At 34.4% G+C, this 23517-nt stretch carries 28 protein-coding genes; 18 read left to right on the top strand and 10 right to left on the bottom strand.

Going from position 1 to position 23517, the window contains the following annotated elements:
- Positions 1-171: 171 nt before the first annotated feature.
- A complete protein-coding gene (locus tag E3U55_RS17260; protein WP_153801900.1) occupies positions 172-345 on the bottom strand; it encodes a DUF5325 family protein in 174 nt (57 codons plus the stop codon).
- A gap of 122 nt (positions 346-467) precedes the next feature.
- Here E3U55_RS17260 and E3U55_RS05865 point away from each other — a divergent pair, with 122 nt between their 5' ends.
- Positions 468-797: a YlaH-like family protein gene (locus tag E3U55_RS05865; protein ID WP_134339432.1), complete on the top strand. Its 330-nt coding sequence runs from the start codon at positions 468-470 to the stop codon at positions 795-797.
- A gap of 33 nt (positions 798-830) precedes the next feature.
- On the opposite strand, the gene E3U55_RS05860 is transcribed toward E3U55_RS05865, so the two are convergent.
- Positions 831-1031, bottom strand: coding sequence for a YlaI family protein (locus E3U55_RS05860; RefSeq protein WP_134339430.1), 201 nt, complete (start codon positions 1029-1031; stop codon positions 831-833).
- Positions 1032-1138: 107 nt separating this feature from the next.
- Here E3U55_RS05860 and E3U55_RS05855 point away from each other — a divergent pair, with 107 nt between their 5' ends.
- Positions 1139-1414: a hypothetical protein gene (locus tag E3U55_RS05855; protein WP_134339429.1), complete on the top strand. Its 276-nt coding sequence runs from the start codon at positions 1139-1141 to the stop codon at positions 1412-1414.
- Between the two features lie 34 nt (positions 1415-1448).
- Here the strand turns inward: E3U55_RS05855 and E3U55_RS05850 are convergent, their stop codons facing one another.
- The 3 genes from E3U55_RS05850 to E3U55_RS05840 all read right to left on the bottom strand — a co-directional run bounded on the left by E3U55_RS05850 (position 1449) and on the right by E3U55_RS05840 (position 3473).
- Positions 1449-2273, bottom strand: a complete 825-nt coding sequence (locus E3U55_RS05850; RefSeq protein WP_134339427.1) for a manganese catalase family protein — start codon at positions 2271-2273, stop codon at positions 1449-1451.
- A 27-nt stretch (positions 2274-2300) separates the two neighbouring features.
- Positions 2301-2882 carry a YhcN/YlaJ family sporulation lipoprotein gene (locus E3U55_RS05845; protein ID WP_134339425.1) on the bottom strand — a complete coding sequence of 194 codons (582 nt, stop codon included), beginning with the start codon at positions 2880-2882 and terminating at the stop codon, positions 2301-2303.
- A 105-nt stretch (positions 2883-2987) separates the two neighbouring features.
- Positions 2988-3473, bottom strand: coding sequence for a hypothetical protein (locus E3U55_RS05840; RefSeq protein WP_134339423.1), 486 nt, complete (start codon positions 3471-3473; stop codon positions 2988-2990).
- 84 nt (positions 3474-3557) lie between these two features.
- Here E3U55_RS05840 and glsA point away from each other — a divergent pair, with 84 nt between their 5' ends.
- From glsA to pyc, 3 genes are all read left to right on the top strand, one after another.
- Positions 3558-4487 (top strand): glutaminase A, encoded by a 930-nt coding sequence (glsA, locus tag E3U55_RS05835; RefSeq protein ID WP_134339421.1) that lies wholly within the window; start codon positions 3558-3560, stop codon positions 4485-4487.
- An 88-nt stretch (positions 4488-4575) separates the two neighbouring features.
- Positions 4576-4866: a YlaN family protein gene (locus E3U55_RS05830; RefSeq protein WP_134339420.1), complete on the top strand. Its 291-nt coding sequence runs from the start codon at positions 4576-4578 to the stop codon at positions 4864-4866.
- Positions 4867-5010: 144 nt separating this feature from the next.
- On the top strand, positions 5011-8454 hold the full coding sequence (gene pyc, locus E3U55_RS05825; RefSeq protein WP_134339418.1) for a pyruvate carboxylase: 3444 nt from the start codon (positions 5011-5013) through the stop codon (positions 8452-8454).
- A 14-nt stretch (positions 8455-8468) separates the two neighbouring features.
- Here pyc and E3U55_RS05820 read toward each other — a convergent pair whose 3' ends face one another.
- Positions 8469-9392 carry a COX15/CtaA family protein gene (locus E3U55_RS05820; RefSeq protein ID WP_134339417.1) on the bottom strand — a complete coding sequence of 308 codons (924 nt, stop codon included), beginning with the start codon at positions 9390-9392 and terminating at the stop codon, positions 8469-8471.
- A gap of 386 nt (positions 9393-9778) precedes the next feature.
- Here E3U55_RS05820 and cyoE point away from each other — a divergent pair, with 386 nt between their 5' ends.
- From cyoE to E3U55_RS05785, 7 genes are all read left to right on the top strand, one after another.
- Positions 9779-10705, top strand: a complete 927-nt coding sequence (gene cyoE / locus E3U55_RS05815) for a heme o synthase (RefSeq protein ID WP_134339416.1) — start codon at positions 9779-9781, stop codon at positions 10703-10705.
- Between the two features lie 90 nt (positions 10706-10795).
- The gene (gene coxB, locus E3U55_RS05810) at positions 10796-12058 is read left to right on the top strand and encodes a cytochrome c oxidase subunit II (RefSeq protein WP_323740402.1); all 1263 of its coding nucleotides are present in this window, start codon (positions 10796-10798) and stop codon (positions 12056-12058) included.
- A gap of 36 nt (positions 12059-12094) precedes the next feature.
- Positions 12095-13951 (top strand): cytochrome c oxidase subunit I, encoded by a 1857-nt coding sequence (gene ctaD / locus E3U55_RS05805; RefSeq protein WP_134339413.1) that lies wholly within the window; start codon positions 12095-12097, stop codon positions 13949-13951.
- On the top strand, positions 13944-14564 hold the full coding sequence (locus tag E3U55_RS05800; RefSeq protein WP_134339411.1) for a cytochrome (ubi)quinol oxidase subunit III: 621 nt from the start codon (positions 13944-13946) through the stop codon (positions 14562-14564). Before ctaD ends, E3U55_RS05800 begins: the two co-directional genes overlap by 8 nt.
- Positions 14565-14567: 3 nt before the next feature.
- On the top strand, positions 14568-14888 hold the full coding sequence (ctaF, locus tag E3U55_RS05795; RefSeq protein WP_134339409.1) for a cytochrome c oxidase subunit IVB: 321 nt from the start codon (positions 14568-14570) through the stop codon (positions 14886-14888).
- A 152-nt stretch (positions 14889-15040) separates the two neighbouring features.
- Positions 15041-15568 carry a sigma-70 family RNA polymerase sigma factor gene (locus E3U55_RS05790; protein WP_228547480.1) on the top strand — a complete coding sequence of 176 codons (528 nt, stop codon included), beginning with the start codon at positions 15041-15043 and terminating at the stop codon, positions 15566-15568.
- The gene (locus tag E3U55_RS05785; protein WP_134339407.1) at positions 15552-16847 is read left to right on the top strand and encodes a DUF4179 domain-containing protein; all 1296 of its coding nucleotides are present in this window, start codon (positions 15552-15554) and stop codon (positions 16845-16847) included. The genes E3U55_RS05790 and E3U55_RS05785 overlap by 17 nt, the downstream gene beginning before the upstream one ends.
- 2 nt (positions 16848-16849) lie before the next feature.
- On the opposite strand, the gene E3U55_RS17795 is transcribed toward E3U55_RS05785, so the two are convergent.
- The gene (locus tag E3U55_RS17795) at positions 16850-16981 is read right to left on the bottom strand and encodes a hypothetical protein (protein ID WP_267195379.1); all 132 of its coding nucleotides are present in this window, start codon (positions 16979-16981) and stop codon (positions 16850-16852) included.
- Between the two features lie 55 nt (positions 16982-17036).
- On the opposite strand from E3U55_RS17795, the gene ctaG reads away from it, so the two are divergent.
- Positions 17037-17951, top strand: coding sequence for a cytochrome c oxidase assembly factor CtaG (gene ctaG, locus E3U55_RS05780; RefSeq protein WP_134339406.1), 915 nt, complete (start codon positions 17037-17039; stop codon positions 17949-17951).
- Between the two features lie 12 nt (positions 17952-17963).
- Entirely contained in the window at positions 17964-18416 is a 453-nt protein-coding gene (locus E3U55_RS05775) for a DUF420 domain-containing protein (protein ID WP_134339449.1), read from the top strand.
- Positions 18417-18449: 33 nt separating this feature from the next.
- Here the strand turns inward: E3U55_RS05775 and ytvI are convergent, their stop codons facing one another.
- The gene (ytvI, locus tag E3U55_RS05770) at positions 18450-19508 is read right to left on the bottom strand and encodes a sporulation integral membrane protein YtvI (protein ID WP_134339404.1); all 1059 of its coding nucleotides are present in this window, start codon (positions 19506-19508) and stop codon (positions 18450-18452) included.
- Between the two features lie 92 nt (positions 19509-19600).
- Positions 19601-19978: a YugN family protein gene (locus E3U55_RS05765; RefSeq protein WP_134339403.1), complete on the bottom strand. Its 378-nt coding sequence runs from the start codon at positions 19976-19978 to the stop codon at positions 19601-19603.
- Positions 19979-20173: 195 nt separating this feature from the next.
- Between E3U55_RS05765 and ylbD the strand changes: the two genes are divergently transcribed.
- From ylbD to E3U55_RS05750, 3 genes are all read left to right on the top strand, one after another.
- Entirely contained in the window at positions 20174-20545 is a 372-nt protein-coding gene (gene ylbD, locus E3U55_RS05760) for a spore coat protein YlbD (RefSeq protein WP_134339401.1), read from the top strand.
- A 64-nt stretch (positions 20546-20609) separates the two neighbouring features.
- Positions 20610-21053, top strand: coding sequence for a YlbF family regulator (locus E3U55_RS05755; protein ID WP_134339399.1), 444 nt, complete (start codon positions 20610-20612; stop codon positions 21051-21053).
- Between the two features lie 26 nt (positions 21054-21079).
- Positions 21080-21367 (top strand): YlbG family protein, encoded by a 288-nt coding sequence (locus E3U55_RS05750; RefSeq protein ID WP_228547479.1) that lies wholly within the window; start codon positions 21080-21082, stop codon positions 21365-21367.
- A gap of 36 nt (positions 21368-21403) precedes the next feature.
- Here E3U55_RS05750 and E3U55_RS05745 read toward each other — a convergent pair whose 3' ends face one another.
- On the bottom strand, positions 21404-21793 hold the full coding sequence (locus E3U55_RS05745; RefSeq protein ID WP_134339398.1) for a DUF7147 family protein: 390 nt from the start codon (positions 21791-21793) through the stop codon (positions 21404-21406).
- 123 nt (positions 21794-21916) lie between these two features.
- On the opposite strand from E3U55_RS05745, the gene E3U55_RS05740 reads away from it, so the two are divergent.
- The gene (locus tag E3U55_RS05740) at positions 21917-23290 is read left to right on the top strand and encodes a hypothetical protein (protein ID WP_134339396.1); all 1374 of its coding nucleotides are present in this window, start codon (positions 21917-21919) and stop codon (positions 23288-23290) included.
- The last annotated feature ends 227 nt before the right edge of the window (positions 23291-23517 follow it).

The raw sequence follows: 23517 nt of genomic DNA, 5'->3' as shown, positions 1-23517 counted from the left end.
GGTTTGCCTTCATGGCGGTGAATTTAAGAAAATACACCGCCATGAACACCCAAAGAAGTCTCAATCATCATATCGATTCATCAAAAAATGGCATCCATCATTTAATTTTTATGATGGATGCGATTTTTAAGTTATATTTGACTAGTTATGTCCCAGCCTCTTTAGCTTTAATTATTTGTTTTGATAATCTTTTTTTAATTTAAAACCCCATCCCATGAGTCCGAACCCAGACAATAAGAATAAGGTCATAAGTCCATAAGAACGGTAACTAATGACAATAGCAGTTAATATGAAACACAGTACGACTAAAATGGCTAGTATAAACATTTTTTGATTATGACTCATTTTTTCACCTCATCTTATTAAAGTTTACACGATGTGACAAAATTTGAAAACATGCTTGCTTAATATAGATTAAATAGATGGATTCATGTATGATTAGGTGGGAAATATAGAGGAGGTTTAACATGTCTGAGCAAAATAATCAAACTTTAGAAGATCAATTTTATTTGCCCATTGAAAAATACTTTTTAATAGAAATTGGTGGCGTACAAGGCTTTTGGTTATTATTTCTTACGGTAGTTGCTTTAGCCATAATTACATATAAATTGGGTTTTGCAAAAGACTTACCATTATTAAAATCGTTAATTGTATATATTATTTTAGGATTTGGATGTTTTATTTTAGTCTTATTTTCAATTGGTGGTCTTCCGATTGCTGAAGTTCTAGTCATTACATCAATTGTATTAGCGATCTATCGCTACCGATTGCACAAAGAACGACGTACTGAATCATAAAAATGGTTGCCCTAATTTGTCGGGCAACCATTTTTAAATATGAGGGTCTCCTTCTGGAGCTTCATATAATTTAAAGTTGTCATTTTTTCTTCGCTCTAAAGTTTTCTCTTTAATACGTTCTGAACATTCAGTACAAATATATGTTTGTACTCGGCGTTTTCTTAGTTTTTTAGCTAATAATGAGAATGAGTCAACTTTATTGACTGCATCACAGAGTACACACTTTACTCGCATGACAATCACCTCTACAAACTCATTATAACATGCCCATGGCCATTTATGTTTGAAAAAGTAAAATCGGGGAACATAAGTTATATAGAAGAAAAATGGAGGGATTATTTATGGCTAGAAAACGTGTAATTTCATCAATTGTTGCAGGTGGAGCTGCTCTTGGTGCCTATATATTCTCAGATGAAAACCGTCGAGGAAAATTCATGAATCAATACAATAAAATGAAGGATCGACTATTCAATAATGATGATAAAGATACTTTAGAAAAAGCAGGAAACCCTGAATCGAAAGCCGAGCACGAAAATTCTAAAATGGTTTCAGAAGGTTCTCAGTTTGGCGTTCAGTACTATAACGAAGTTAAAGAAGAGGACAAGCAAAAGCAATAAAAAAGAACCGTTGATACGGTTCTTTTTTGACTACTTATTTTTTAAATTTAGGGGTTCCATGTATATAACCAGGAGCAGGATTTAATGTAGGGTTTTGACCTTGAGCTTTAGGATTAGGATCATAATTAAATTGACTTAAGCCGTCCATGGAGGTACCACTGGCCCATCGCCCAGTTTCACTGTCTTGTCCTTCAGAACAACTCATAAATGTATAAGCCACGTCTGTTTTTTCATATTGTTTATTGAAGGTACTTGGTGTGACTTTACCTTCTTTTTCCTCTAATTCGGCAATGGCAGCTAACCATTGGTTTTGATGCATTGTGTCACGTGCAATCAAAAATGAAAGCATATCTCTAACACCAGGGTCATCAGTCATTTCATAGAGCCTAACCACTTGTAAACGACCTTGTGATTCAGCATTTAGGTTTGCTCTAAAATCTGCCAATAAATTACCGCTAGCGATGGTATACCTCGCGTTCCAAGGGTAGCCTGCACTGTCATTAGGACTTGCACCTAATCCATTAACAATAGCGTGTTGGGGATTCATTCCCCCCATAACGGATTCAATTACAGGGTCTTTTGCAGCGGCTTCTTGTTCTTCAACGGGAGCTTTATCTAATAGTTGAGCAATCATTGTTGCAAGCATTTCAACGTGAGCGATCTCTTCAGTACCGATATCTAGAAGCATATCTCGGTATTTGGCTTCAGCACGGCAATTCCAGCCTTGAAATAAATACTGCATCATAACCGAAATTTCACCGTACTGGCCACCTAATACTTCTTGTAACTTTTTAGCATATACTGGATCTGGTTTATCTGGCTTTGCTCGATATTGAAGTTCTTTTACATGGTAAAACAAACTAATCACCTCAAAGTAAAAATATTGTTATTCACCTTGAGTCTTCCCTTGATTTTGTTGTATATTCGTTATATCTTCATCAGCATCTCCACGTGTATTTGAGGGCTGATCTTGTTTAGGACGTTTCTCTTTTGTAGGTGTTTCTGGCAAATAACGACCAATTACATTCGATATTTCATCAATAACTGCATCAGAAGGTTGACCTTGTCTAATCATCGTGTTCATTTTACGAATTCTCTCCATGATATCCCCATCAGCGATGACAAAAGCATAATGTCCAAATGGATCATGTTTAACAGCTTCTGTTACTGAATATTTAACGGTACCTACTCTGGATCGATCTAAATCTTTATCTACATCTATACCAATAATAGTATAAGAACCGAATACAAGTACACGTGCATCGTTAACATTTGGTACACTTGATGCTAAGTGAGCTAATCTTTTGGCAGCTTCTCGGTTGGAGTGCTTATTTGATTGTTCAATTTCCGAATCACTTAATTGTTCAACATCCATATTCTCTAATGAATTATTATTACCTTGTTGTGACATACATCCGGCTGAAAACAAGATAATAAACATCATGATATTTAATCCTTTGTATTTCATTATTCATACTCCTTTTTTCTTTAGTTTGTATCAAAATGGAGTATTCATGTTAGGAAAAAAGTAACAAAAAAAGTTAACCGCCTGTAGCAGTTAACTTTTAAAGGTTTATTGAATTGTAATTTTGTGAATTCCTTTAATAGGATCATTATAATTTTGGCCGTCACCAAAAAATAAATGTACAGGACCATCTTCTTTTAATGGTTTTCCGTTTAATGCGAATAATAATAATGAATCGCTAAGTTCATTAAAGCTAATTTCTTTATCACCGTTTTGTGTATGTAATATGGCTTTAGATGCATCATCTGATGGTTCTGAATTAGGTAAAAAATAATTTAGTGGCATCACATAGCTATTTTCAAGAACTTTTCTACGATCAAATTTTTTAACACTTTCATTAATCGGTGGATTCAAGCTTTGTTGGTACTGATCTCGATTCCATGGTTTTTCCTGAGAATCGTGAGTTTCTAAATCGTCATTAGTTGATTTATTAAAAGCTGAATCAAATAAAATTTTTCTGTCATCAAAAATCCAAACAGTTGGATCTAATGTTATAGGATGCTTGACGTTACCTTGAATTTGTACGATTAACATTATGTCACCTCTTTATAAAACTAACTTGTCCATATAAAAGTATAACGAAGATTTATTTACAATGCACGAGAGGAGTTTGAAATTATGATTAAAATTGAAGAACAAGACTTAATCGATTGGTTGGAACATGTAAGAATTTATGCGAATAATGGTAAAGTTGCTGATTATATTCCAGCTTTAGCAAATCAACAGCCTGAAACGAATGCTGTTGCATATTATCCTATTGGTGGAGAAGTCATCTTTGCGGGACAATCTCAATATGATTTCACTATTCAAAGTATCTCAAAAGTTTTTGCGTTAGCAGTAGCCTTAATACAGCATGGTGAACAGGCAGTATTCTCAAGAGTGGATAAAGAACCTACCAGTGATCCTTTCTATTCTGTTGCAAAGTTAGAGGTTGAAAAACCTGCTAAACCTTTTAATCCTATGATTAATGCTGGTGCCCTTGCGGTTACTAACATGATTCGAGGCAGAAATTCGGAAGAAATGGTTGAAGAAATACTTAATTTAGTTCGAAAATTATCCAATGATGAGACTATTACCTATAATCAAGAGGTTGCACAATCTGAATATGAAACAGCGTTTTTAAATCGTGCACTTTGTTATTTCATGAAACAACATGGTGTTATAACTGGTAGTATTGAAGAGTTATTGGACGTCTACACCAAACAGTGCGCTATAAACATGAATGTTAAACAACTGGCAAGAGTGGCAGCTGTTTTTGCTAATGATGGCAGGGATCCTGATACGGATGAACAAATTCTCCCAGATCATGTAGCGCGAATTTGCAAAACGTTCATGGTCACTTGTGGGATGTATGATGAATCAGGCACTTTTGCTATAAATGTAGGTATACCAGCTAAAAGTGGTGTATCTGGCTGCATAATGGGTTCAATTAAACAATCCGGTGGAATTGCTGTATTTGGACCAGCATTGAATAAAAAGGGTAACAGTGTAGTTGGGTTAAGATTTTTAGAAAAATTAGCTGATGTTAAACGATGGTCGATCTTCTAGCTTAAAACAGACAAGTTTTCTTGCATTTTATCCCCATAACCTATAATATAATAAAGTAGATAGCTTATTTTTGTGAGGGGGAATAACCGTGTCATCCAATGTAGCGCTTGAAGAAGATCAACAAGCACTAGCCCTCTTAAAGGCAGATGCGGATCAAATATTACAATTAATCAAGGTACAAATGGACAATTTAACAATGCCTCAATGTCCTTTATATGAAGAGGTTTTAGATACACAAATGTATGGACTCTCTCGTGAAATTCATTTTGCTGTTCGTTTAAAGCTTATTAACAATTCGACAGGGAAAGAAATTTTAGAAAACCTTGAAAAAGAATTAAGTGCCTTGCATGAGGCTTATCAACAACATAAATCATCTTAAGCTCAAACCAATATTGTTTGAGCTTTTTTATATAAAAAAATGAATATTCATTCATTTTTTGAAGGGATTTTGTTTATCTCTGTTGAATATAGAATATGAGAGTACTAAAAATAAAAGGACTTAAAGAATGGAGGATTCTCATCAATGAGTCAAACTAAGCCTTTTAACAAAATACTTGTTGCCAATCGTGGAGAGATTGCTATACGAGTATTTAGAGCATGTACAGAATTAAACATACGAACTGTTGCAATTTATTCTGAAGAAGACACAGGATCATATCATCGGTATAAAGCAGATGAAGCCTACTTAGTTGGTGTTGGAAAAAAACCTATTGATGCTTATTTAGATATCGAAGGAATTATTTCAATTGCTAAACGTGTAGGGGTTGATGCTATACACCCAGGGTATGGTTTCTTATCTGAAAATGTTCATTTTGCTAAACGTTGTGAGGAAGAAGGAATTACTTTTATAGGCCCATCTAGTCAATTATTGGATACTTTTGGTGATAAGGTAAAAGCGAGACATCAAGCTATTAAAGCAGATATTCCTGTCATACCCGGGACGGACGGACCAGTCTCTTCACTAAATGAAGTTGAAGAGTTTGTTTCCAATCACGGATTCCCCATTATGATCAAGGCTGCTTTAGGTGGTGGTGGACGAGGTATGCGTATTGTAAGAACCTCTGAAGCTTTAAAAGAAGCCTATGAACGCGCTAAATCTGAAGCTCGAGCAGCTTTTGGCAGTGATGAAGTTTATGTTGAAAAATTAATCGAACAACCTAAACATATAGAAGTTCAAATTATCGGTGATTCGAATGGAAATATTGTTCATTTGTATGAACGAGATTGTTCGATACAACGACGTCACCAAAAAGTTGTAGAGATTGCACCTAGCGTATCTTTATCTGAGCAGCAACGTGAAGAAATTTGTCAGTCAGCAGTTCAGTTAATGGAAAGTGTTGACTATGTTAACGCTGGGACGGTTGAATTTTTAGTTACTGAAGAAGGGTTTTATTTTATTGAAGTTAATCCACGTGTACAAGTTGAACATACCATTACTGAAATGATAACTGGTGTTGATATTGTACAAACTCAAATTCACATTGCTATGGGGTATGGATTGCATGATTCACCAATTGATATTCCGTTACAAAAAAATATTACAACTCACGGTTATGCGATTCAATCACGTGTAACAACTGAGGATCCATTAAATAATTTTATGCCTGATACAGGTAAAATTATGGCTTACCGTACAGGTGGTGGCTTCGGTGTGCGTTTAGATGCCGGTAATGGTTTCCAAGGAGCGGTTATTTCGCCTCATTATGATTCATTACTAGTTAAGGTATCTACATGGGCACTAACGTTTAATCAAGCAGCTAAGAAAATGGTACGTAACTTAAAAGAATTTCGTATTCGAGGAATTAAGACTAATATTCCGTTTTTGGAAAACGTTATACTGCACGAAAAATTCTTAAATGGAACTTATGACACAACATTTATCGACAGCTCACCTGAACTGTTTGTATTTCCTAAACGAAAAGACCGTGGTACAAAATTATTGTCTTATTTAGGATACACAACTATAAACGGACCAATGAGAAATGGACAGGAAAAAAAGCCTTTATTCTCAGAACCAAGAACACCTAAAATTGATTTAAATGAAGATTATCCAAAAGGGACTAAACAAATCTTAGATGAACAAGGACCAGAAGCTGTTGCGAATTGGTTAAAAGGTCAAAAGAAGGTTCAATTAACTGATACTACTTTTAGAGATGCACACCAATCCTTGTTGGCTACACGCGTTAGAACAAAAGACTTGTTAGATATTGCTGAACCAACTGCAAAACTTCAGCCCAATCTGTTTTCTGTTGAAATGTGGGGAGGCGCTACATTTGATGTGTCTTACCGCTTTTTACGTGAAAATCCATGGGAGAGATTAAGTAAATTACGTGAAAAGATGCCAAATGTTTTATTCCAAATGTTATTGCGTGCAAGTAATGCAGTTGGTTATAAGAACTACCCTGATAATGTTATCGATAAATTCGTAGAACATAGTGCTCAAATGGGTATTGATGTCTTCAGAATTTTTGACAGTTTAAACTGGGTTGAAGGTATGAAACCAGCAATAGAAGCTGTTAGAAAGCAAGGCAAAATAGCTGAAGCTTCTATGTGTTATACAGGGGATATCCTAGATTCGTCTCGACCTAAATATGATTTAGACTATTATTTAAAATTGGCTAAAGAGCTTGAAGATGCTGGTGCGCATATTTTAGGGATTAAAGATATGGCAGGGCTATTAAAGCCTGAAGCAGCTTATCAATTAATTTCAGCATTAAAAAAGGAAGTGCAGATCCCGATTCATTTACACACGCATGATACAAGCGGTAATGGTATTTTTATGTATGCTAAAGCCGTTGAAGCGGGTGTAGATGCTGTTGATGTAGCAGTGAGCTCAATGGCTGGAAGTACATCACAGCCTAGTGCGAATAGCTTGTATTATGCTTTAGAACATGATGAGCGCCAGCCTGAATTAAATATAAAAGCATACGATGAATTGGCAAGATATTGGGAAGATGTAAGAGATTACTACGCACCTTATGAAAATGGATTAAAGGCTCCACATTCTGAAATTTACTTTCATGAAATGCCTGGAGGACAATATAGTAACCTGCAACAACAGGCAAAAGCAGTGGGGTTAGGTGAACGGTGGGATGAAGTTAAAGCAATGTATCGTAAAGTAAACGATATGTTTGGTGATATTATCAAGGTAACACCGTCATCTAAAATTGTTGGTGATATGGCATTATTTATGGTTCAAAACGAATTAACAGTAGATGATGTCTATGATAAAGGTGATTCATTAGATTTCCCTGATTCAGTCGTAGAGTTTTTCCAAGGGTACATTGGTCAACCATATCAAGGCTTCCCTAAAGAGTTACAGCGCATTATATTAAAAGGTAGAGAAGCCATTACAAGCCGTCCAGGCGAACACCTAAAAAGTATTAACTTTGAAGCTTTAAAAGAACAATTATATGAAAAACTAGATCGACAGGTTACAGATCTAGAAATTATATCTTATGCTCTTTATCCAAAGGTATATAATGAGTATCAAGATTTCGTAGAAAAATATGGCGATGTATCGGTCTTAAATACCCCTTCATTCCTATACGGATTAAGATTAGGTGAAGAAATTGCTGTGGAAATTGAGCAAGGAAAGACATTAATCGTGAAGCTGGTATCTATAGGAGAAGCTCAAAAAGATGGTAATAGAGTTGTGTACTTCGAATTGAATGGTCAGCCTCGTGAAGTTATTGTACGTGATGAAAATGTGGAAAATGTCCTTCAGCAACGAGTAAAAGCTGACAAAGGCAATCCTAATCACATTGGGGCATCGATGCCAGGAACAGTGATTAATGTTTTAGTTAAAGAAGGCGAGAAAGTAGGCAAGAATGATCATTTAATGATAACAGAGTCTATGAAAATGGAAACAACGGTTCAGGCACCATTTGAAGGGTTTGTAAAGAAGGTACACGTTAAAGATGGAGAAGCTATTGAGAGTGGAGATTTACTTATAGAAGTAGAATAAAAAAATAAGGGCTTTTAGCCCTTATTTTTTTTAGCACTTCTTCTTGCTAACAATAACATGTAACACAATAATGCGAAAAATAGTGAGATAAATAACGAGTGCATTAAAGCAATGACTTCATTCATAAGTGTGATGACAACTAATGCACCTAAAAGTACTTGGCAAATGATTAAAAAGCTTGCGATCAGCCAAGATTTCTTAATAAATTCAAGGTTAGTATATTTTCGCCACATATAGACTAATAAAGTAATTACCCATATAAATAATAAACCCGCTAAGAGTCTGTGTCCCATTTGTATCCACTGCTCTAAAGTGAGACTACTAAATAGAAAAGCTTGGTCATTAAAACAAAGTGGCCAATCTCTACATACTAAGCTTGCTGATTTATGTCTGACCAGCGCTCCAGAATAAACGACAACCAGCGTATAAACAAATAGGCTATAAAACTGAATTCTTAGATTCTTAGGCAGATTTAGTTGTTCTGTATGGAATTTCTCGTCTATGTTAAAAATAATCAATGTTAATAAAAATACACTTGCAAAAGAAACTAAAGATATTCCGAAGTGTAAAGCTTTAATTAAACTTGTCTGTTCAAATAAAACCGCACCCGCACCTAGCAATGATTGTAAAATGAAAAATACAATTGTTAAAACAACTAGGAATCTCGTTTCTTTAATATAGTTATATTGCCGCCAAGCAATAATCGTTAACAGTCCGACAAAAATAATGGCTAGACCAGTTGTTGCTCTATGACTAAACTCTATAATTAATTCAAATGTTATATTTGAAGGAATTAATTCACCATTACAGAGTGGCCAACTACGACCACACCCTAAACCTGATCCGGTTTTTGTAACTAATGCGCCACCTATTAAAACGATTAACATCGATATTAATGAAATAAGGGCAACAGGTTTAGGTTGAAATAACTTTTTCATGGTTGTTCACCTCGATTCATTGCCAAATGCCTAATTCCTATCGTAATATAAATATTTGTCTGATGGAAACGAATTTCTTTACAAAATTATAACACTTTAAGTTTATTAATTCTTATTATAGAGCTCAGTTCGGATAAGTTAAAATTTAAACAAAGTGTGAAAAATATTAAATATTTCATTTTGGTACTGACATTTTTCGATAAAATATGCTAATTTATTTTTTGGGGCTGTTTTTTTCACATATTTTTCACATCTAAAAATGATTTTGTGTGGTTAAATAGAAGTAAAGAAAATTAAATGGTACAATAGCTATGGTTACAACATTTTAGTACATAGAGAGTATATTCTCTTAAAACTAAACGATTAATGAGGGGACGGCGAATACTATGAGTGAACCTCGTTCTATTCAAACATCAATGTCAGGGCTTGAACATCGTACAAATTCATTAAAGCTTTATTGGAGTGATTTTTTAGCCCTTATTAAAATAGGAATCATTAATTCAAATTTAATAACAGCTTTTGCTGGACTTTGGTTAGCCTTATATTTTACTAACCAAACTTTTAATTGGTTAACTTTCTTCCTAGCTATGTCTGGTACAGCACTAGTTATAGCTGGAGGGTGTGTTATAAATAATTGGTATGATCGTGATATTGATCATGCTATGGCAAGAACTAAAAAGCGGCCGACCATTACTGGAACAATTCCTTTAAACTTAATTCTTTTAATGGGAATTGTGTTTACTGCGGCAGGTTTATTATTACTATACCTAACAACTCCAGTAGCTGCATTATTTGGTTTCATGGGTTGGTTTGTATACGTGGTTTTGTATACCATTTGGTCGAAAAGAAAGTATACTATTAACACAGTTGTTGGCAGTTTCTCAGGAGCTGCACCGCCGTTAATTGGTTGGGCTGCCGTTGACCCGGCATTACATCCAGCAGCATTCGTGCTATTTTTAGTGATGTTTATTTGGCAAACTCCTCATTTTCTAGCATTAGCAATAAGAAAACGAGAAGAATATAGACAAGCTGGTATACCAATGTTACCTGTTGTTTATGGTAATAATATTACTAAGCGACAGATATTGGTTTATACGATTTGTTTATTGCCTCTACCATTTTATTTCTTTTCTTTAGGTACAATATTTGTAGTATTTGCAACATTACTAAACGTTGGATGGTTAGCCATTGCTTTTTATGGTTTTAAAATGAAAGATGATGACCGCTGGGCTAAGTGGATGTTTATCTATTCATTAAATTATTTAACTTTCTTTTTTGTTGGGCTAGTTATAGCCACATTACCAATTGTTTAATTATGTAAATTAAGAAAAATTTCTTTTTCTTAATAAAATTTATATAATGTATTCAACAACTTTAGATTAATAAGAGAAAGAGAGGTATTGATGATGAAAGGGTGGATGAGTAAATTCAAAGCCATATTTGCTTTGGTCGTACTTGCACTTGTTTTATCAGGTTGTACTGGTAAACCATTTCTTAGTGCTCTTCAACCAAAAGGTGAAGGTGCAGAAATGATTTATGACTTGATGATTCTAAGTATTATCATCATGTTAGTTGTATTTGTTGTAGTTATGGTGATTTATACGTTTGTTATCGTTAAGTATCGTCAGAAAAAAGACGATCCGGATTTCATGCCGAAACAAACGGAAGGAAATCATGCATTAGAAACTTTATGGACTGTTATTCCAATTATTTTATTACTTATTTTAGCAGTTCCAACTGTTCAGTATACGTTCGCACTTGCGGATACATCACCTGAATTAAATGAAGAAGGTGAAGAACAGGATTCATTATGGGTGAACATAACTGGTGCACAATACTGGTGGCACTTCGAGTATCAAGACATGGAAGTTTCAACGAGTCAGGAATTATATATTCCTGTCGACCGTAGAGTTTATTTATCTATGGGATCTCAAGATGTTATTCACTCATTCTGGGTACCGTCAATTGATGGTAAGATGGACGTCAATCCGACAGGTAACACAAATGAAATGACATTACTTGCTAAAGAAGAAGGCGTTTACTGGGGTAAATGTGCTGAATTATGTGGTCCTTCTCACTCCATTATGGACTTTAAAGTAATAGCTGTTAGTCCTGGTGAGTTTGAACAGTGGATTAAAGATATGCAGGGTGTAACTGGTGAAGAAACTCCTGAATCAGCTACAGCCCAAGAAGGTCAGCAATTATTCCAAGACAATTGTATGACTTGTCATGCCATTGGTTCTAGTCCGAACAAAATTGGACCAAACTTAACTAACTTTGGTGATCGTATCAAATTAGGCGGTTACTTAGACTATAATAAAGAGAATCTTGTTGAATGGATTCAAACTAAAGGTCTAGGTGAGGATGGAAACATGAAGCCAGGTAACCAAATGACTTCTGCTCCATATGAATTATCAGATGAAGAAGCAGCAAAAATTGCTGAATACTTAATGACGTTAAGTCCTAGTGGAATTACACCTGAAAATGCTAAAGATGGTGTTTATAAAGATTCAGATTTAAAATCATTATTCCCTAAAGAGGAAGAAGAGACTGAAGGTCAAGGTGAATCTCAAGAAGATAATAAAGATGAAGAATCATCACAAGGTAGCGATGAGTCTTCTGATGGATCTAATGAAGGTTCTAGTGAAGAAAACAATGATGAGTAGTATTTGGGACATCATTTCTAAAGGGAGGTTAATAGCGTGAGCGCAACAGCTAGAAAAGCTGGCTTTGGGGCTGCATTATGGGATTACTTAACGACTGTAGACCACAAAAAAATTGGGATTTTATATTTAGTCGCTGGGATTTTCTTCTTTATTCTCGGTGGACTCGAAGCCATGCTCATTCGTATTCAATTAATTAGTCCAAACAACGAGTTTATTTCAGCTCAATTTTATAATGAAGTATTAACCATGCACGGAACGACGATGATTTTCTTAGCAGCGATGCCTTTGATTTTCGCGCTAATGAACGCAGTTGTACCTTTACAAATTGGTGCACGTGACGTCGCGTTTCCGTTTGTTAACTCGTTAGGTTTTTGGTTATTTTTCTTTGGTGGTGTAATGCTAAATGTATCATGGTTTGTAACAGGTGCACCTGATGCAGGTTGGACGGCATACGCGCCATTATCAATTTTTTCAGAAGGACATGGTGTAGATTTCTACGCTATAGGTCTTCAGATATCCGGTTTCGGTACATTAATGGGTGGTATTAACTTCATTGTAACTGTTGTTAATATGCGTGCACCCGGAATGACATACATGAGAATGCCATTATTTACTTGGACTGCATTCATTGCCAGTGTACTTATTTTATTTGCATTCCCAGCATTAACAGTAGGGTTATTTATGTTAACATTTGACCGTTTGTTCGGTGCTAATTTCTTTGACCCTGCCATGGGTGGTAACGCCATTATATGGGAGCACTTATTCTGGATATTTGGACACCCAGAAGTATATATTCTGATTTTACCAGCGTTTGGTGTATTCAGTGAGGTTATCCCAACATTTGCTAAGAAGCGTTTATTCGGTTATTCATCGATGGTATTCGCAACAGTATTAATCGCATTCTTAGGTTTCATGGTTTGGGCACACCACATGTTTACAGTTGGTTTAGGTCCGATAGCTAACTCAATTTTCGCAGTTGCTACAATGGCCATTGCGGTTCCAACTGGTATTAAGATCTTTAACTGGTTATTTACATTATGGGGAGGAAGTATTCGCTTAACTTCACCAATGGTCTTTGCATTAGGGTTTATCCCAACATTTACTATTGGTGGTATGACAGGTGTTATGTTGGCATCTGCTGCAGCTGACTTCCAATACCATGATTCTTACTTTGTAGTTGCACACTTCCACTACGTTATCGTTGGTGGTGTGGTATTAGGTTTATTTGCCGGCATTATCTACTGGTGGCCAAAAATGTTTGGTACGATGTTAAACGAAAAACTAAATCACTGGTTCTTCTGGTTATTCTTTATTGGATTCCATTTAACATTCTTTATTCAACACTTCTTAGGATTAATGGGTATGCCACGTCGTTACTGGAAGTTCTTACCTGATCAAGGTTTAGATTTGTTTAATTTAATTAGTACAATTGGTGCATTCTTTATGGCAGTTGGTACAATTGTATTTCTTTACAACGTTATTATTACTCAAGTTAAAGGTGTTAAAGTTTCAGGAGACCCTTGGGATGCTCGTACCCTAGAATGGGCAATTCCTTCACCACCTCCTTTTTATAACTTTAAACAAGAACCTTTAGTGCGTGGTTTAGATCCATTATGGATTGAGAAGACTGAAGGTAACGGTAAAATTCAACCTGCGACACCATTAGGCGATATTCACATGCCGAATAACTCATTCGTGCCATTTATGATGTCACTTGGTTTATTCATCGCAGGATTCGGTGTAATGTTCCAAGGAACGTATTGGGTGTTAGCCGTTATTGGTTTTGGTATTACAGCCGGAAGCATGCTTTACCGTTCGTTCAAAGATGACTTAGGTTATCATGTTCATAAAGAAGATTTAGAAGATGAAAAGGGGGATGGTTCTAATGGCTGATGATATGTTAAAGTCAGATAACTTGCCACAAAACCCTGAGAGAGCCTCCCTTGAAGGTCGTAATAAATTTATGGGTTTCTGGTTTTTCCTTGGGGGAGAAACTGTATTATTCGCAAGTTTATTCGGTACGTATTTAGCATTAAGGAATTCACCTGCTGAAGGTCCAACTGCAAGTGAAATATTTGGACTTGAGCTTGTGTTTATAATGACAATTGTTCTTTTAACAAGTTCATTGACAAGTGTTTATGCAATGTATCATATGAAGAACGGTGACTTTAAGAAAATGCAACTTTGGTTAGGAATTACAGTTGCACTTGGTTTTACTTTCTTAGGGTTTGAGATTTATGAGTTTTATCACTATGTTCATGGATATCACTTTGGATATACAACATCAGCGTTCTCTTCTGCTTTCTACACATTAGTTGGTTTCCACGGAGGGCACGTAGCATTTGGTTTAGCTTGGATCATTTCATTAATGATTAGAAATGCTAAACGTGGTATTAACCTTTACAATGCACCGAAGTTCTATATCGCTAGTTTATACTGGCACTTCATTGATGTTGTTTGGGTATTTATCTTCACAGTTGTATATCTAATGGGAAAGGTGGGCTAAAATATGGCGGATAACACCAATTCCAACGAAAAACAGCTATATTATAGAAAAAAGCATAAAGAGGAAATGAAACATCATATTCTAACATTTGCAATGATGATCGCGTTTACGCTAATTGCATTTGGATTAGTTATTGCAGAAGTTAGTGCATTGTTTACAATTCCAATTATATTAGTATTAGCTGCCGTTCAAGTGTTATTTCAGTTGTATTATTTCATGCACATGAACCAAGAAGGTCATGAAATGCCTGCATTAATGATTTATTCAGGTATTTTTGCAGCTCTTTTAACAGTTCTTGCATTAGCAACAATTGTTTGGTGGTAAAAATTATGATTAACAGGTGTGAGTTTATTAACTTACACCTGTTTTTTGTTTTAGGTATTTTAGCAGTAAATCATAAAAAAATAAAATTTATTAAAACGATTTCCCAACTACATAGTCTAATGTATAGAAAGAGAAATAAAGGAGGGGGTAAGGTGGATTCTTTTGATATTAAAAAAATTCAAAATGATGACGATACATTTTTGGAATTTATGAAACTGTATCGGCTGGATCTATATAAAACGGCGTTGGCTTTTTTAAAAAATAAAGATGAAGCTCTAGAAGCTATTCAAGAAGTAACATATAGAGCCTATAAGAAAAGGAAACAGTTAAAACAACCTGAGTACTTAAAAACTTGGTTAATTAGAATCATGATTAATTATTGCCAAGACATTTTAAAAAAACAAAAGCGAATGCATCCATTTATTAATCAAGAGCAGCAACTGACAACTAATGATAACTTTCATCAGTTGTGGTTAAGTGATGCGATTAGTAAATTAAATTCTAATGAACAAGAACTTATATATTTGAAATATTTTCACGGTTACACTTACGAGGAGTTATCTCATCATTTGAAGATTCCAGAAGGCACACTTAAAACAAGAATTCACTTCGCTTTAAAAAAACTGAAACAAGATTTAGGCAGTTATAAGGAGGGTGGCTGGAATGAAGGACTCAGTTAATAGAGAGTTGGAAAATTGGAAAGAGAATTATAATAATTTGGATATCGATTTAGATGAAATTGATCACGCTATTGAAAGTGGATTTAGTAAAGCAAAAGGTCGACCTTCTAGATGGAAACCTTTTTTTATGTCAGCATTAACTGCAGCAGCCATTCTACTGTTTAGTTTTGTAGCTCTAGTGAATTTCTCAAGTACATTTTCTGAACAGGTATCTAAAGTTTCTGGCTTAGGCGAATTAGCTGACCTTGTTTCAAGAGATAAAGGCTTACAATCAGCCTATGAAGAAGGGTACGCTGAAAATATTGGAGTATCAGAACGTCAAGGTAATTTTGAGCTAACTATTGATGACGTGGTAAAAGATCAATTTGGTATGGTGATTTTTTATACTTTGAAAAGTGAAGATCCAGTAAGTGGTCTAAAACTTGATGAAGTGGAGTTAACCACTCAGCAAGGGGAAGAACTCCCAATTGGTTCATCAGGAATGTCTTTCCCTGGCAACAGTGAAAGGAAAGAATATAGTAGTACGATCGAGTACTTTTTTACAGAGCCTATCAAATCAGAGAAATTCGTTCTAAATGCAAATATATCCGAGCACAATCAAGAATTCTCAATTGAGTTTGAAACGAAAAATAATGCTAAACCAGTTACGTATGATATTAATAAAACTGTTAGTATTGAGGGACAGAAAATCATAGTTAATTCAGTTACAATTAACCCAATTAGAACTTCTGTTGAAATTCAACATGTTGAAGGCAACAATATGAAGATTCTAAACATTGATGATTTTAAACTCGTTGATGGTAAAGGTGAAGTATGGAATGGTATTACGAATGGTACAACTAAATCTGGTCCAAATGATGAAGGTTTAGTCACTTATTACTTACAAAGCAATTACTTTGAAAAACCTCAAGAATTGTACCTGGAATTTTCTAAAGCCCAAGCAGTTCCTAAAGGTGAAGGTTATATGAAGTTTGACGTGAATAATGAAAAAATACTCTTTGATCCGTATAATAAATTTTATGATTTTGAGTATGATGGTCACGGAAGTATCAGTTTAAGTATGGACAAAATAGACGAATATTACAGTAGTCCTTTCACTAAATTTTATGATGAGGATGGAAACGAACTCGATAATAACAGTTCTTCACACATGAGTGATGATCAGAATAAGATAGATACATTTAAGTACGTTGTTGGTAAAGTAGATGGGATTATCAAAGCAGAGCTCTCATCTTATCCTCACTGGATTGAAGAAGATGTGAGAATTCGTATTAAATAATTTTAGTTTGCTGTACGTTCTAATCGAACGTGCAGTTTTTGTTTGTCTAGTCGTCTTTCAAATATCTCAGTCCGTTCGCTAACTTTCTTAATTTCAACAATTTTATTAACGATGTTTGAAATGGTCGAGTTCATAGGCATAATCATGTATACTTATGGTTGAAAGAAGAGTACCTTCGAGGTGATAAACATGTGGGATAAAATCCAAATATTCGGTTTTGAAGCTTTATGGAGCCCTGAAATAATAATTATAACAATCATTCTAGGATTGCTATATTATTTATTTACAGGTCCATTTAAACATAAATCTGGCTTAACAGTAGCCCCAACAAGAAGACAACAAATATATGTGTATTCAGCTTTAATATTATTTTATATTGTTAAGGGTTCACCAATATATTTAATGTCTCACATCGTATTGATGGCACATATGGTGCAGATGGCCATATTCTACCTGGTCGTTCCTATCTTATTAATAAAAGGGCTTCCTAAAGAATGGTGGAGAAAAATATTTAATCTTAGAGGTTTTCGTCATGTATTAAATATATTAACTAAACCTTTAATAGCTATTATTTTCTTTAATGCAACATTCTCTTTATATCACTTACCTGCCATACTTGATTTCTCAAAAACAGATAATCTTGTGCATTGGTCAATCACACTATTTATTTTGTTTGCGGCATTTTGTATGTGGTGGCCATTGATTACACCATTAGAAGAACAAGAATATATTAAGCCATTATATAAGATTATTTATATATTCGCTAATGGGATGTTAATTACACCCGCTTGCGCATTAATTATCTTTGCGGATACACCATTATATGCGACATATTCAGAACCAGATGCATTCATGGCAGCTATGTCACTTTGTGTTCCTGCTGATGTGTTACAAGGGATGAATCTTGGCGGTCCGCAACTGTTCTTAAAGATACCGTTAGTCTATGATCAGCAGGCAGCGGGGATCATTATGAAAGTATTACAAGAGTTAATTTATGGTGGAGTGTTAGCTCACGTATTTTATAACTGGTACAACAAAGAGAATCGTGGAACAGACCCATTACCAACACAGCAAAATTTAACGCCTAATTATGAAAGAGGTTGATGAATATTGAATATTCCGTTCTTACCAACTATTAGCACAGCTTTTATTGTTCTAAGCGCAATATTTATAGCGATTGGATGGGTGCTAATCGCCAAAAATAAGCGTAAACAACATAAATATGTGATGATTACTGGTGCTATATTTGCACTAACATTCTTTATTTTGTATATGTCCAGAACCATTTTTATAGGTAATACGAGTTTTGGTGGGCCAGAAGATATGAAGATTTTTTATACAATCTTTTTAATCTTTCATATTATTCTCGCTACAACTGGAGGAATTTTTGGGATTGTAACGTTGACACTTGCTTTTAAACGAAATATTAGTAAGCACCGTAAGATTGGTCCAATTACTAGTATTATATGGTTCTTTACAGCAATCACAGGAGTTATGGTTTATTTACTTCTCTATATTATTTATGATGGTGAACATGGTACAAATTTATTTAAAGCTATTTTTGGATAAATAATAGCGTTCTGACATTATGTCAGAACGCTTTTATATTTTTAAGCTCCATTTAATAATTCCTGCTTCTTTAGCACTGTTAAACAAGATAACGACTAATGGACCTAAGAAAAATCCTAAAAACCCAATTAATTGGAGACCTAAAAACATTCCAATTAATGTAGGGAGGGGTTGTAACCCAATGTGATGCCCCATAACTTTAGGTTCAATGGTACGACGAATCGTCAATAAGATGATGGCTAATACAGATAGCTTTGTCCCTAATACGATATCGCCCGTAAAGAACATATATAATGCCCATGGCCCTAGAATAATGATCGAACCGATAATCGGTATTAAATCAACGAGCCAAATGATAATTGACATGATTAGAGCAACTTCAGGCGTAATAAGTAATAAACCTATTAAAGATACTGTGAAAATAATCAAACTAACTAGAAATTGAGCTTTCAAGAACCCTAATAAAACATAAGAGAGTCTCGCATTCATAAATTTGAATTTCTCTTGAGTATTGTCAGTCATCATGCCATAAAATTTGTTTCGAAGGTTAGGTAAATCTAGCATAAATAAAAATAAAGCAATCAGATAAACTAGAAAATTGATTAGAAAGTCGGGAACTTTCATGAAAATTTGAGTAATGTTTTCGACATAATTATATTCTCTAAGTTGACGGCCGTATCCTGCAAGATTTTTTGTTACTTCCTTTTCTATAGTATTTACAAAATCAACCGGCCATTCTTCAGTATAGGCATCGAAATCAGTTCTTAACTCACCAAGTTCTGATTCAACATCAGTTATGTATGATGGAATATTCTCTGTAATTTTTATGACTTGGCCAACAACTTTTGTCGTTGTATATGTACCAATTGTGGCTAAAATAAGAATAAAAACCAGGAATACAATCGTTACAGCTATTTTTCTTGAAACGCGAAACCGCCTGGTACACAACCGGATTAACGGGTTTAGAAACAAAGCTGTTAGAAAAGCTAAAATAAGCGGGACTGAAATAGGTAAGATAAAGTAGGCAATGACTAATAACAGTACAAGATAAAGCGCAATCGTCCAATGGCGCTTGGTTATATTTTTGAACAATTGAATTCTAGTCCCCTTTCATACTTAACGTAATAGGTATGTATGGAATGAAACGTGAACTCAATAAGTTGAGTTCACGTTTTTGTTTACTATTAATTAGCTTCTTCAGATTGGAATTGCTTAAGTTGTTCATCTACGTTTTTAAGTACACGTCTCGCTTTTTCCTGAATGTTATTCGGGATATCTTGTTCTTCACCATACTCTACGCCGTGAGGATAGTGGTGAACACCTAGTAGTGGTGTTAATAATTTAATAACAGCTTTACCAGAATCGACGTCACCTTCTTGAGCATATCCACTTACGCGTAAATAGTAAGTAATATTTTTCTCAGGTGCATTAATTTTCAAATCATATGTGACACGCTCGTAATCCCACTGTCCAGCTAAAACAAATCCATTTCTTTCCATGATATATGTTAGTGGTTGTAAATCTAGTACAGTGTCTTGAATCTCAGTGTGTTCTAATTTCATTTTTTTCACCTCTACATAAGTTTCATTAAATTTATCATATTATGAAACCGTTAAATTATCAATTATTTCTAAGCAAATATCGATAATGTGTAACAATTTCTTCAAATTATTCATAAGTTCACTCATATTGAAGAACATTTTTATTTAATCCAAATTATAATATTATAAGTCTAATTTGAAAGGTGTGAATTTATAATGAATCAATCTCCTTTACCAGATGAGGTTAGAGAGTTTAAACAGTTTGTTGAAAGTCGACATGGAATCATTGATGACGTTAGACGCGGTCGTTATTCATGGCAGGAATTATTTGATAAATGGCATACTTCTGGCGAACAAGATCCAATATGGGACCAGTACGAAATCAATGAAAAGCAAAGTGCGTCACACAATGATTATATGAATAAGTTTTCAAGTTTATTTGATATGTTATCAAAAGTTGATATTGACCAACTTGAAAAGCAAGTTAATAATTTATCAAAAACAATTGATCAAGTTCAAGGCTTTCTAAAAAAGTCAAATCATTCAAACCCTTATCATCAGTATAACCAAAGAAAGCGATTCTTTTAACATATAAGTCTCAGGTAGTATTCTTGTCTTAAATTTGATAAGATAGGGATACGGAGGTGAGGTTATGCTCGCTAATTTAGAAGTCATTGAGGCTTTAGAGCATGCTGAAAGATTAGGAAAAATGATTAAGCAGTCAGAAGACTTTAATATATATGAACAACGCAAAAATGAGCTTTACAAAGACCCTAAGGCTCAACAATTAATAAATGATTTTACAAATATGAAAGAAGATTATGATGATGTTCAACGATTCGGTCGTTATCATCCAGATTATAGTAAAATCATGAAAGAAATTAGAACGCTTAAACGTGATTTAGACATGCACGATTCAGTAGCAATTTACAAACAATCTGAAACGCAATTACAAGGATTGTTAGATGATGTTTCTGTAATTATTGCGAATTCAATCAGTCCAAACATTAAAGCACCTCGAGATGGGATAGCACTTAAAGATACTGGTTCAGGATGCGGGTGTGGAAGCGGTGGATCATGTGGCTGCGCTTCTTAGACATCAGTAAGAAATGAGGTTTATATATGATAGTAAAACGACAAGGACTTGTAGTATGGATTAAACATCATAAGTATGCTAAAAGGTTAAGACGTTACGGTCATATGATCTATTCATCAAGAAAGCAAAAATACTTATTACTATATGTGGATCAAGATCAAGTTGAAGATGTTATTGAACAAATTCAACGATTAAACTTTGTTAAGAAAGTGGATTACTCTTATAAACCATATGTTGATACAGTTTATCAAAAGAAAGATAAACATGAGCCTGTTAAAGAAGAGTATGAAGAAGAAATAAGAACGGTATTTTAAAAAGCTGAAGCGAAATGCTTCAGCTTTTTTATACCTTTAAGCAGGTGGTAAGATGTGGTTTAATCTAAGTACGGCTATAAGTTGCTGGTAATACAGTTCCTCTTCATGGTATGTATCTGAAGGCGGAACGACCATTTCTATTATTGGTAAATTATTTTTTTCACTCACTTCTTTAAAAGCGTCATAACGAACATTGCTTGATTCTTCTTTGGGTTTGGGTATGCCTTCTAAACAAATATATATGGGTTGAAATTTACCTTTATGGGTTGGTTTAAATATTGCCGCAATTGATGTACGTTCTTCGTTGTTTTTTATTGTGTGAAAAGCTAACAACCGTTCCACGCGATGTGGCATTTCTTCAACTAAGGTTAATAATTCATAGATGTCCCCATAACCTTCACCTAATTTTATAAATCTTTGTGTCATCTTTTAAACCTCCTATGCATCAATCATAAATGTAGCACGTTTCGACTTTTTTGTGAAACAACATAGTAACCACGTGTCCCTTTTGGTAAAATAAAATCGAATTATACATAAAGGTGGATGGTCATGAGAAATTGGATCATGTTAACCCTTCTTATGGCAACCATGAGCTTGGGATTAGCAGTTTATCAGTGGTGGGATTTTCATAATATTATAGCTGAAGAAGATGTTGGACCCAATGTAGACGTTAACCTTTATGAATCTAACCATCAAGTTAATGTTAATTTAACAGTTAATCAGTTACAAGATAACAAACTAATCATTGAATTACCTAATGTTGCATCAAAAGTATCGTGTACGAACAGCCAAGATGAATCATGCACCATTCAAAATCAAACCATCACACTTAAAGAAACTCATGAAGTAAGCTTAACTTATTCTTTGCCTTTTAATGAGGAAGAAGGTTTATTATTAAATTGGCTACCTAAATTTCAATTGAATGATCAGCAAGTTACTTTACCTATTAAGCTGACTATGACAAGTCCTATAAATGAAGGTTGGAATTGGTACACGTTTAAAAAACCAAATTATTCAGATGTTTTAGAACGAATTAATTACCACCAATGGACTTTTAACAATGTTGAGTCTATTCCAATGGTTAAATCAAATGCACAATATGAAGCGGTATACGGTCAGAAGCATCAAACATTAATCTTATCTCATATTCCTTATAAATTTGAGCCATTTATAGAACTATTAGATTTATTTGACGTGAAAAACCAAATCTTTATTATTAACCCTGATCAAGATCCCACTTATAATACGGGAGTTTCAGTCATAAATCATACGGAAAAAAGAAAGATAGCTTCAGGTTTATTAGGGACAACTATAAAGCGTCAGTTAACTGAGCAAACCAATCACAGTGAACTGTTAATCAATATTCTGAATGCCTTCTTTTTTTCCATGGAAATACAATCAGACAAGGCTGCTTTTCTATCCAATCAATTAAATCAACATTTAACTCGTAAACAAAAAGAAGAGTGGCTGAATGTTTTAATAAACCATAAAGAAGAACTAAATAACTTAGATCAGTATTTAGATGAGTCATTAAAGGAGCTGGATATCTACACCGATTTTTTTGTAAGTAATATGACGAACGAACCTAATGTTCCTTTTTATGAATATGACCAAAGAGAAATTACTTTAAATAATGAAGAGGTAGATTGGAAAGGGATTCTGTATAACGATACAAGCTATCTGCCGCTTGAAGATATTGTTGAAGATACTGAATTAACGTTTTCTGAACTTAGAGAAGGTGAGTTAATGATTAGTAAAGGTAATGAGCGTATAAGGATTTATCCTAAAAGAGACCTATATATCCTTAATGAAACACATTATCAATTCATTGAAGAGTTTTTGGTTAAACTAAATGATAGAATGTATATCAATTCTGAAGTAGCTTCAAAAATATTCTCTTTGAGTATTCAGAGATCAAAATAAGGGAATAAAAAAGTGGCTCTTTTTAATCCGCAGATTAAATAAGAGCCACAACTCTCCGTTTCACAACAGAGAGAGTACAAAAAGGGAGAGGAGAAACCGGAAGAAGGTCTTATGGGGAATGATAAGACTTTCTCCGAATGAACGGATTCCTCTTAGTTCCGTTCTAGAAGCTATTTTTACCACTAGAGTTGAAAAGTATACATCAAATTATAAAAATCATAAGGGTG

This window comes from Filobacillus milosensis (assembly GCF_004402015.1).
GTDB classification, from domain to species: Bacteria; Bacillota; Bacilli; order Bacillales; family Alkalibacillaceae; genus Filobacillus; species Filobacillus milosensis.
This window is presented reverse-complemented; position numbering and strand designations above follow the sequence as displayed.

Coding starts and splice junctions, on each gene's coding strand:
- E3U55_RS05785 (WP_134339407.1), top strand. CDS start 15,552: ATGAAGGACTCAGTTAATAGAGAGTTGGAAAATTGGAAAGAGAATTAT.
- E3U55_RS05755 (WP_134339399.1), top strand. CDS start 20,610: ATGCTCGCTAATTTAGAAGTCATTGAGGCTTTAGAGCATGCTGAAAGA.
- ctaF (WP_134339409.1), top strand. CDS start 14,568: ATGGCGGATAACACCAATTCCAACGAAAAACAGCTATATTATAGAAAA.
- E3U55_RS17260 (WP_153801900.1), bottom strand. CDS start 345: ATGAGTCATAATCAAAAAATGTTTATACTAGCCATTTTAGTCGTACTG.
- E3U55_RS05840 (WP_134339423.1), bottom strand. CDS start 3,473: ATGTTAATCGTACAAATTCAAGGTAACGTCAAGCATCCTATAACATTA.
- E3U55_RS05820 (WP_134339417.1), bottom strand. CDS start 9,392: ATGAAAAAGTTATTTCAACCTAAACCTGTTGCCCTTATTTCATTAATA.
- pyc (WP_134339418.1), top strand. CDS start 5,011: ATGAGTCAAACTAAGCCTTTTAACAAAATACTTGTTGCCAATCGTGGA.
- E3U55_RS05740 (WP_134339396.1), top strand. CDS start 21,917: ATGAGAAATTGGATCATGTTAACCCTTCTTATGGCAACCATGAGCTTG.
- ylbD (WP_134339401.1), top strand. CDS start 20,174: ATGAATCAATCTCCTTTACCAGATGAGGTTAGAGAGTTTAAACAGTTT.
- E3U55_RS05745 (WP_134339398.1), bottom strand. CDS start 21,793: ATGACACAAAGATTTATAAAATTAGGTGAAGGTTATGGGGACATCTAT.
- E3U55_RS05860 (WP_134339430.1), bottom strand. CDS start 1,031: ATGCGAGTAAAGTGTGTACTCTGTGATGCAGTCAATAAAGTTGACTCA.
- E3U55_RS17795 (WP_267195379.1), bottom strand. CDS start 16,981: ATGAACTCGACCATTTCAAACATCGTTAATAAAATTGTTGAAATTAAG.
- E3U55_RS05865 (WP_134339432.1), top strand. CDS start 468: ATGTCTGAGCAAAATAATCAAACTTTAGAAGATCAATTTTATTTGCCC.
- E3U55_RS05765 (WP_134339403.1), bottom strand. CDS start 19,978: ATGAAATTAGAACACACTGAGATTCAAGACACTGTACTAGATTTACAA.
- coxB (WP_323740402.1), top strand. CDS start 10,796: ATGATGAAAGGGTGGATGAGTAAATTCAAAGCCATATTTGCTTTGGTC.
- E3U55_RS05750 (WP_228547479.1), top strand. CDS start 21,080: ATGATAGTAAAACGACAAGGACTTGTAGTATGGATTAAACATCATAAG.
- cyoE (WP_134339416.1), top strand. CDS start 9,779: ATGAGTGAACCTCGTTCTATTCAAACATCAATGTCAGGGCTTGAACAT.
- E3U55_RS05855 (WP_134339429.1), top strand. CDS start 1,139: ATGGCTAGAAAACGTGTAATTTCATCAATTGTTGCAGGTGGAGCTGCT.
- ctaG (WP_134339406.1), top strand. CDS start 17,037: ATGTGGGATAAAATCCAAATATTCGGTTTTGAAGCTTTATGGAGCCCT.
- E3U55_RS05845 (WP_134339425.1), bottom strand. CDS start 2,882: ATGAAATACAAAGGATTAAATATCATGATGTTTATTATCTTGTTTTCA.
- E3U55_RS05800 (WP_134339411.1), top strand. CDS start 13,944: ATGGCTGATGATATGTTAAAGTCAGATAACTTGCCACAAAACCCTGAG.
- glsA (WP_134339421.1), top strand. CDS start 3,558: ATGATTAAAATTGAAGAACAAGACTTAATCGATTGGTTGGAACATGTA.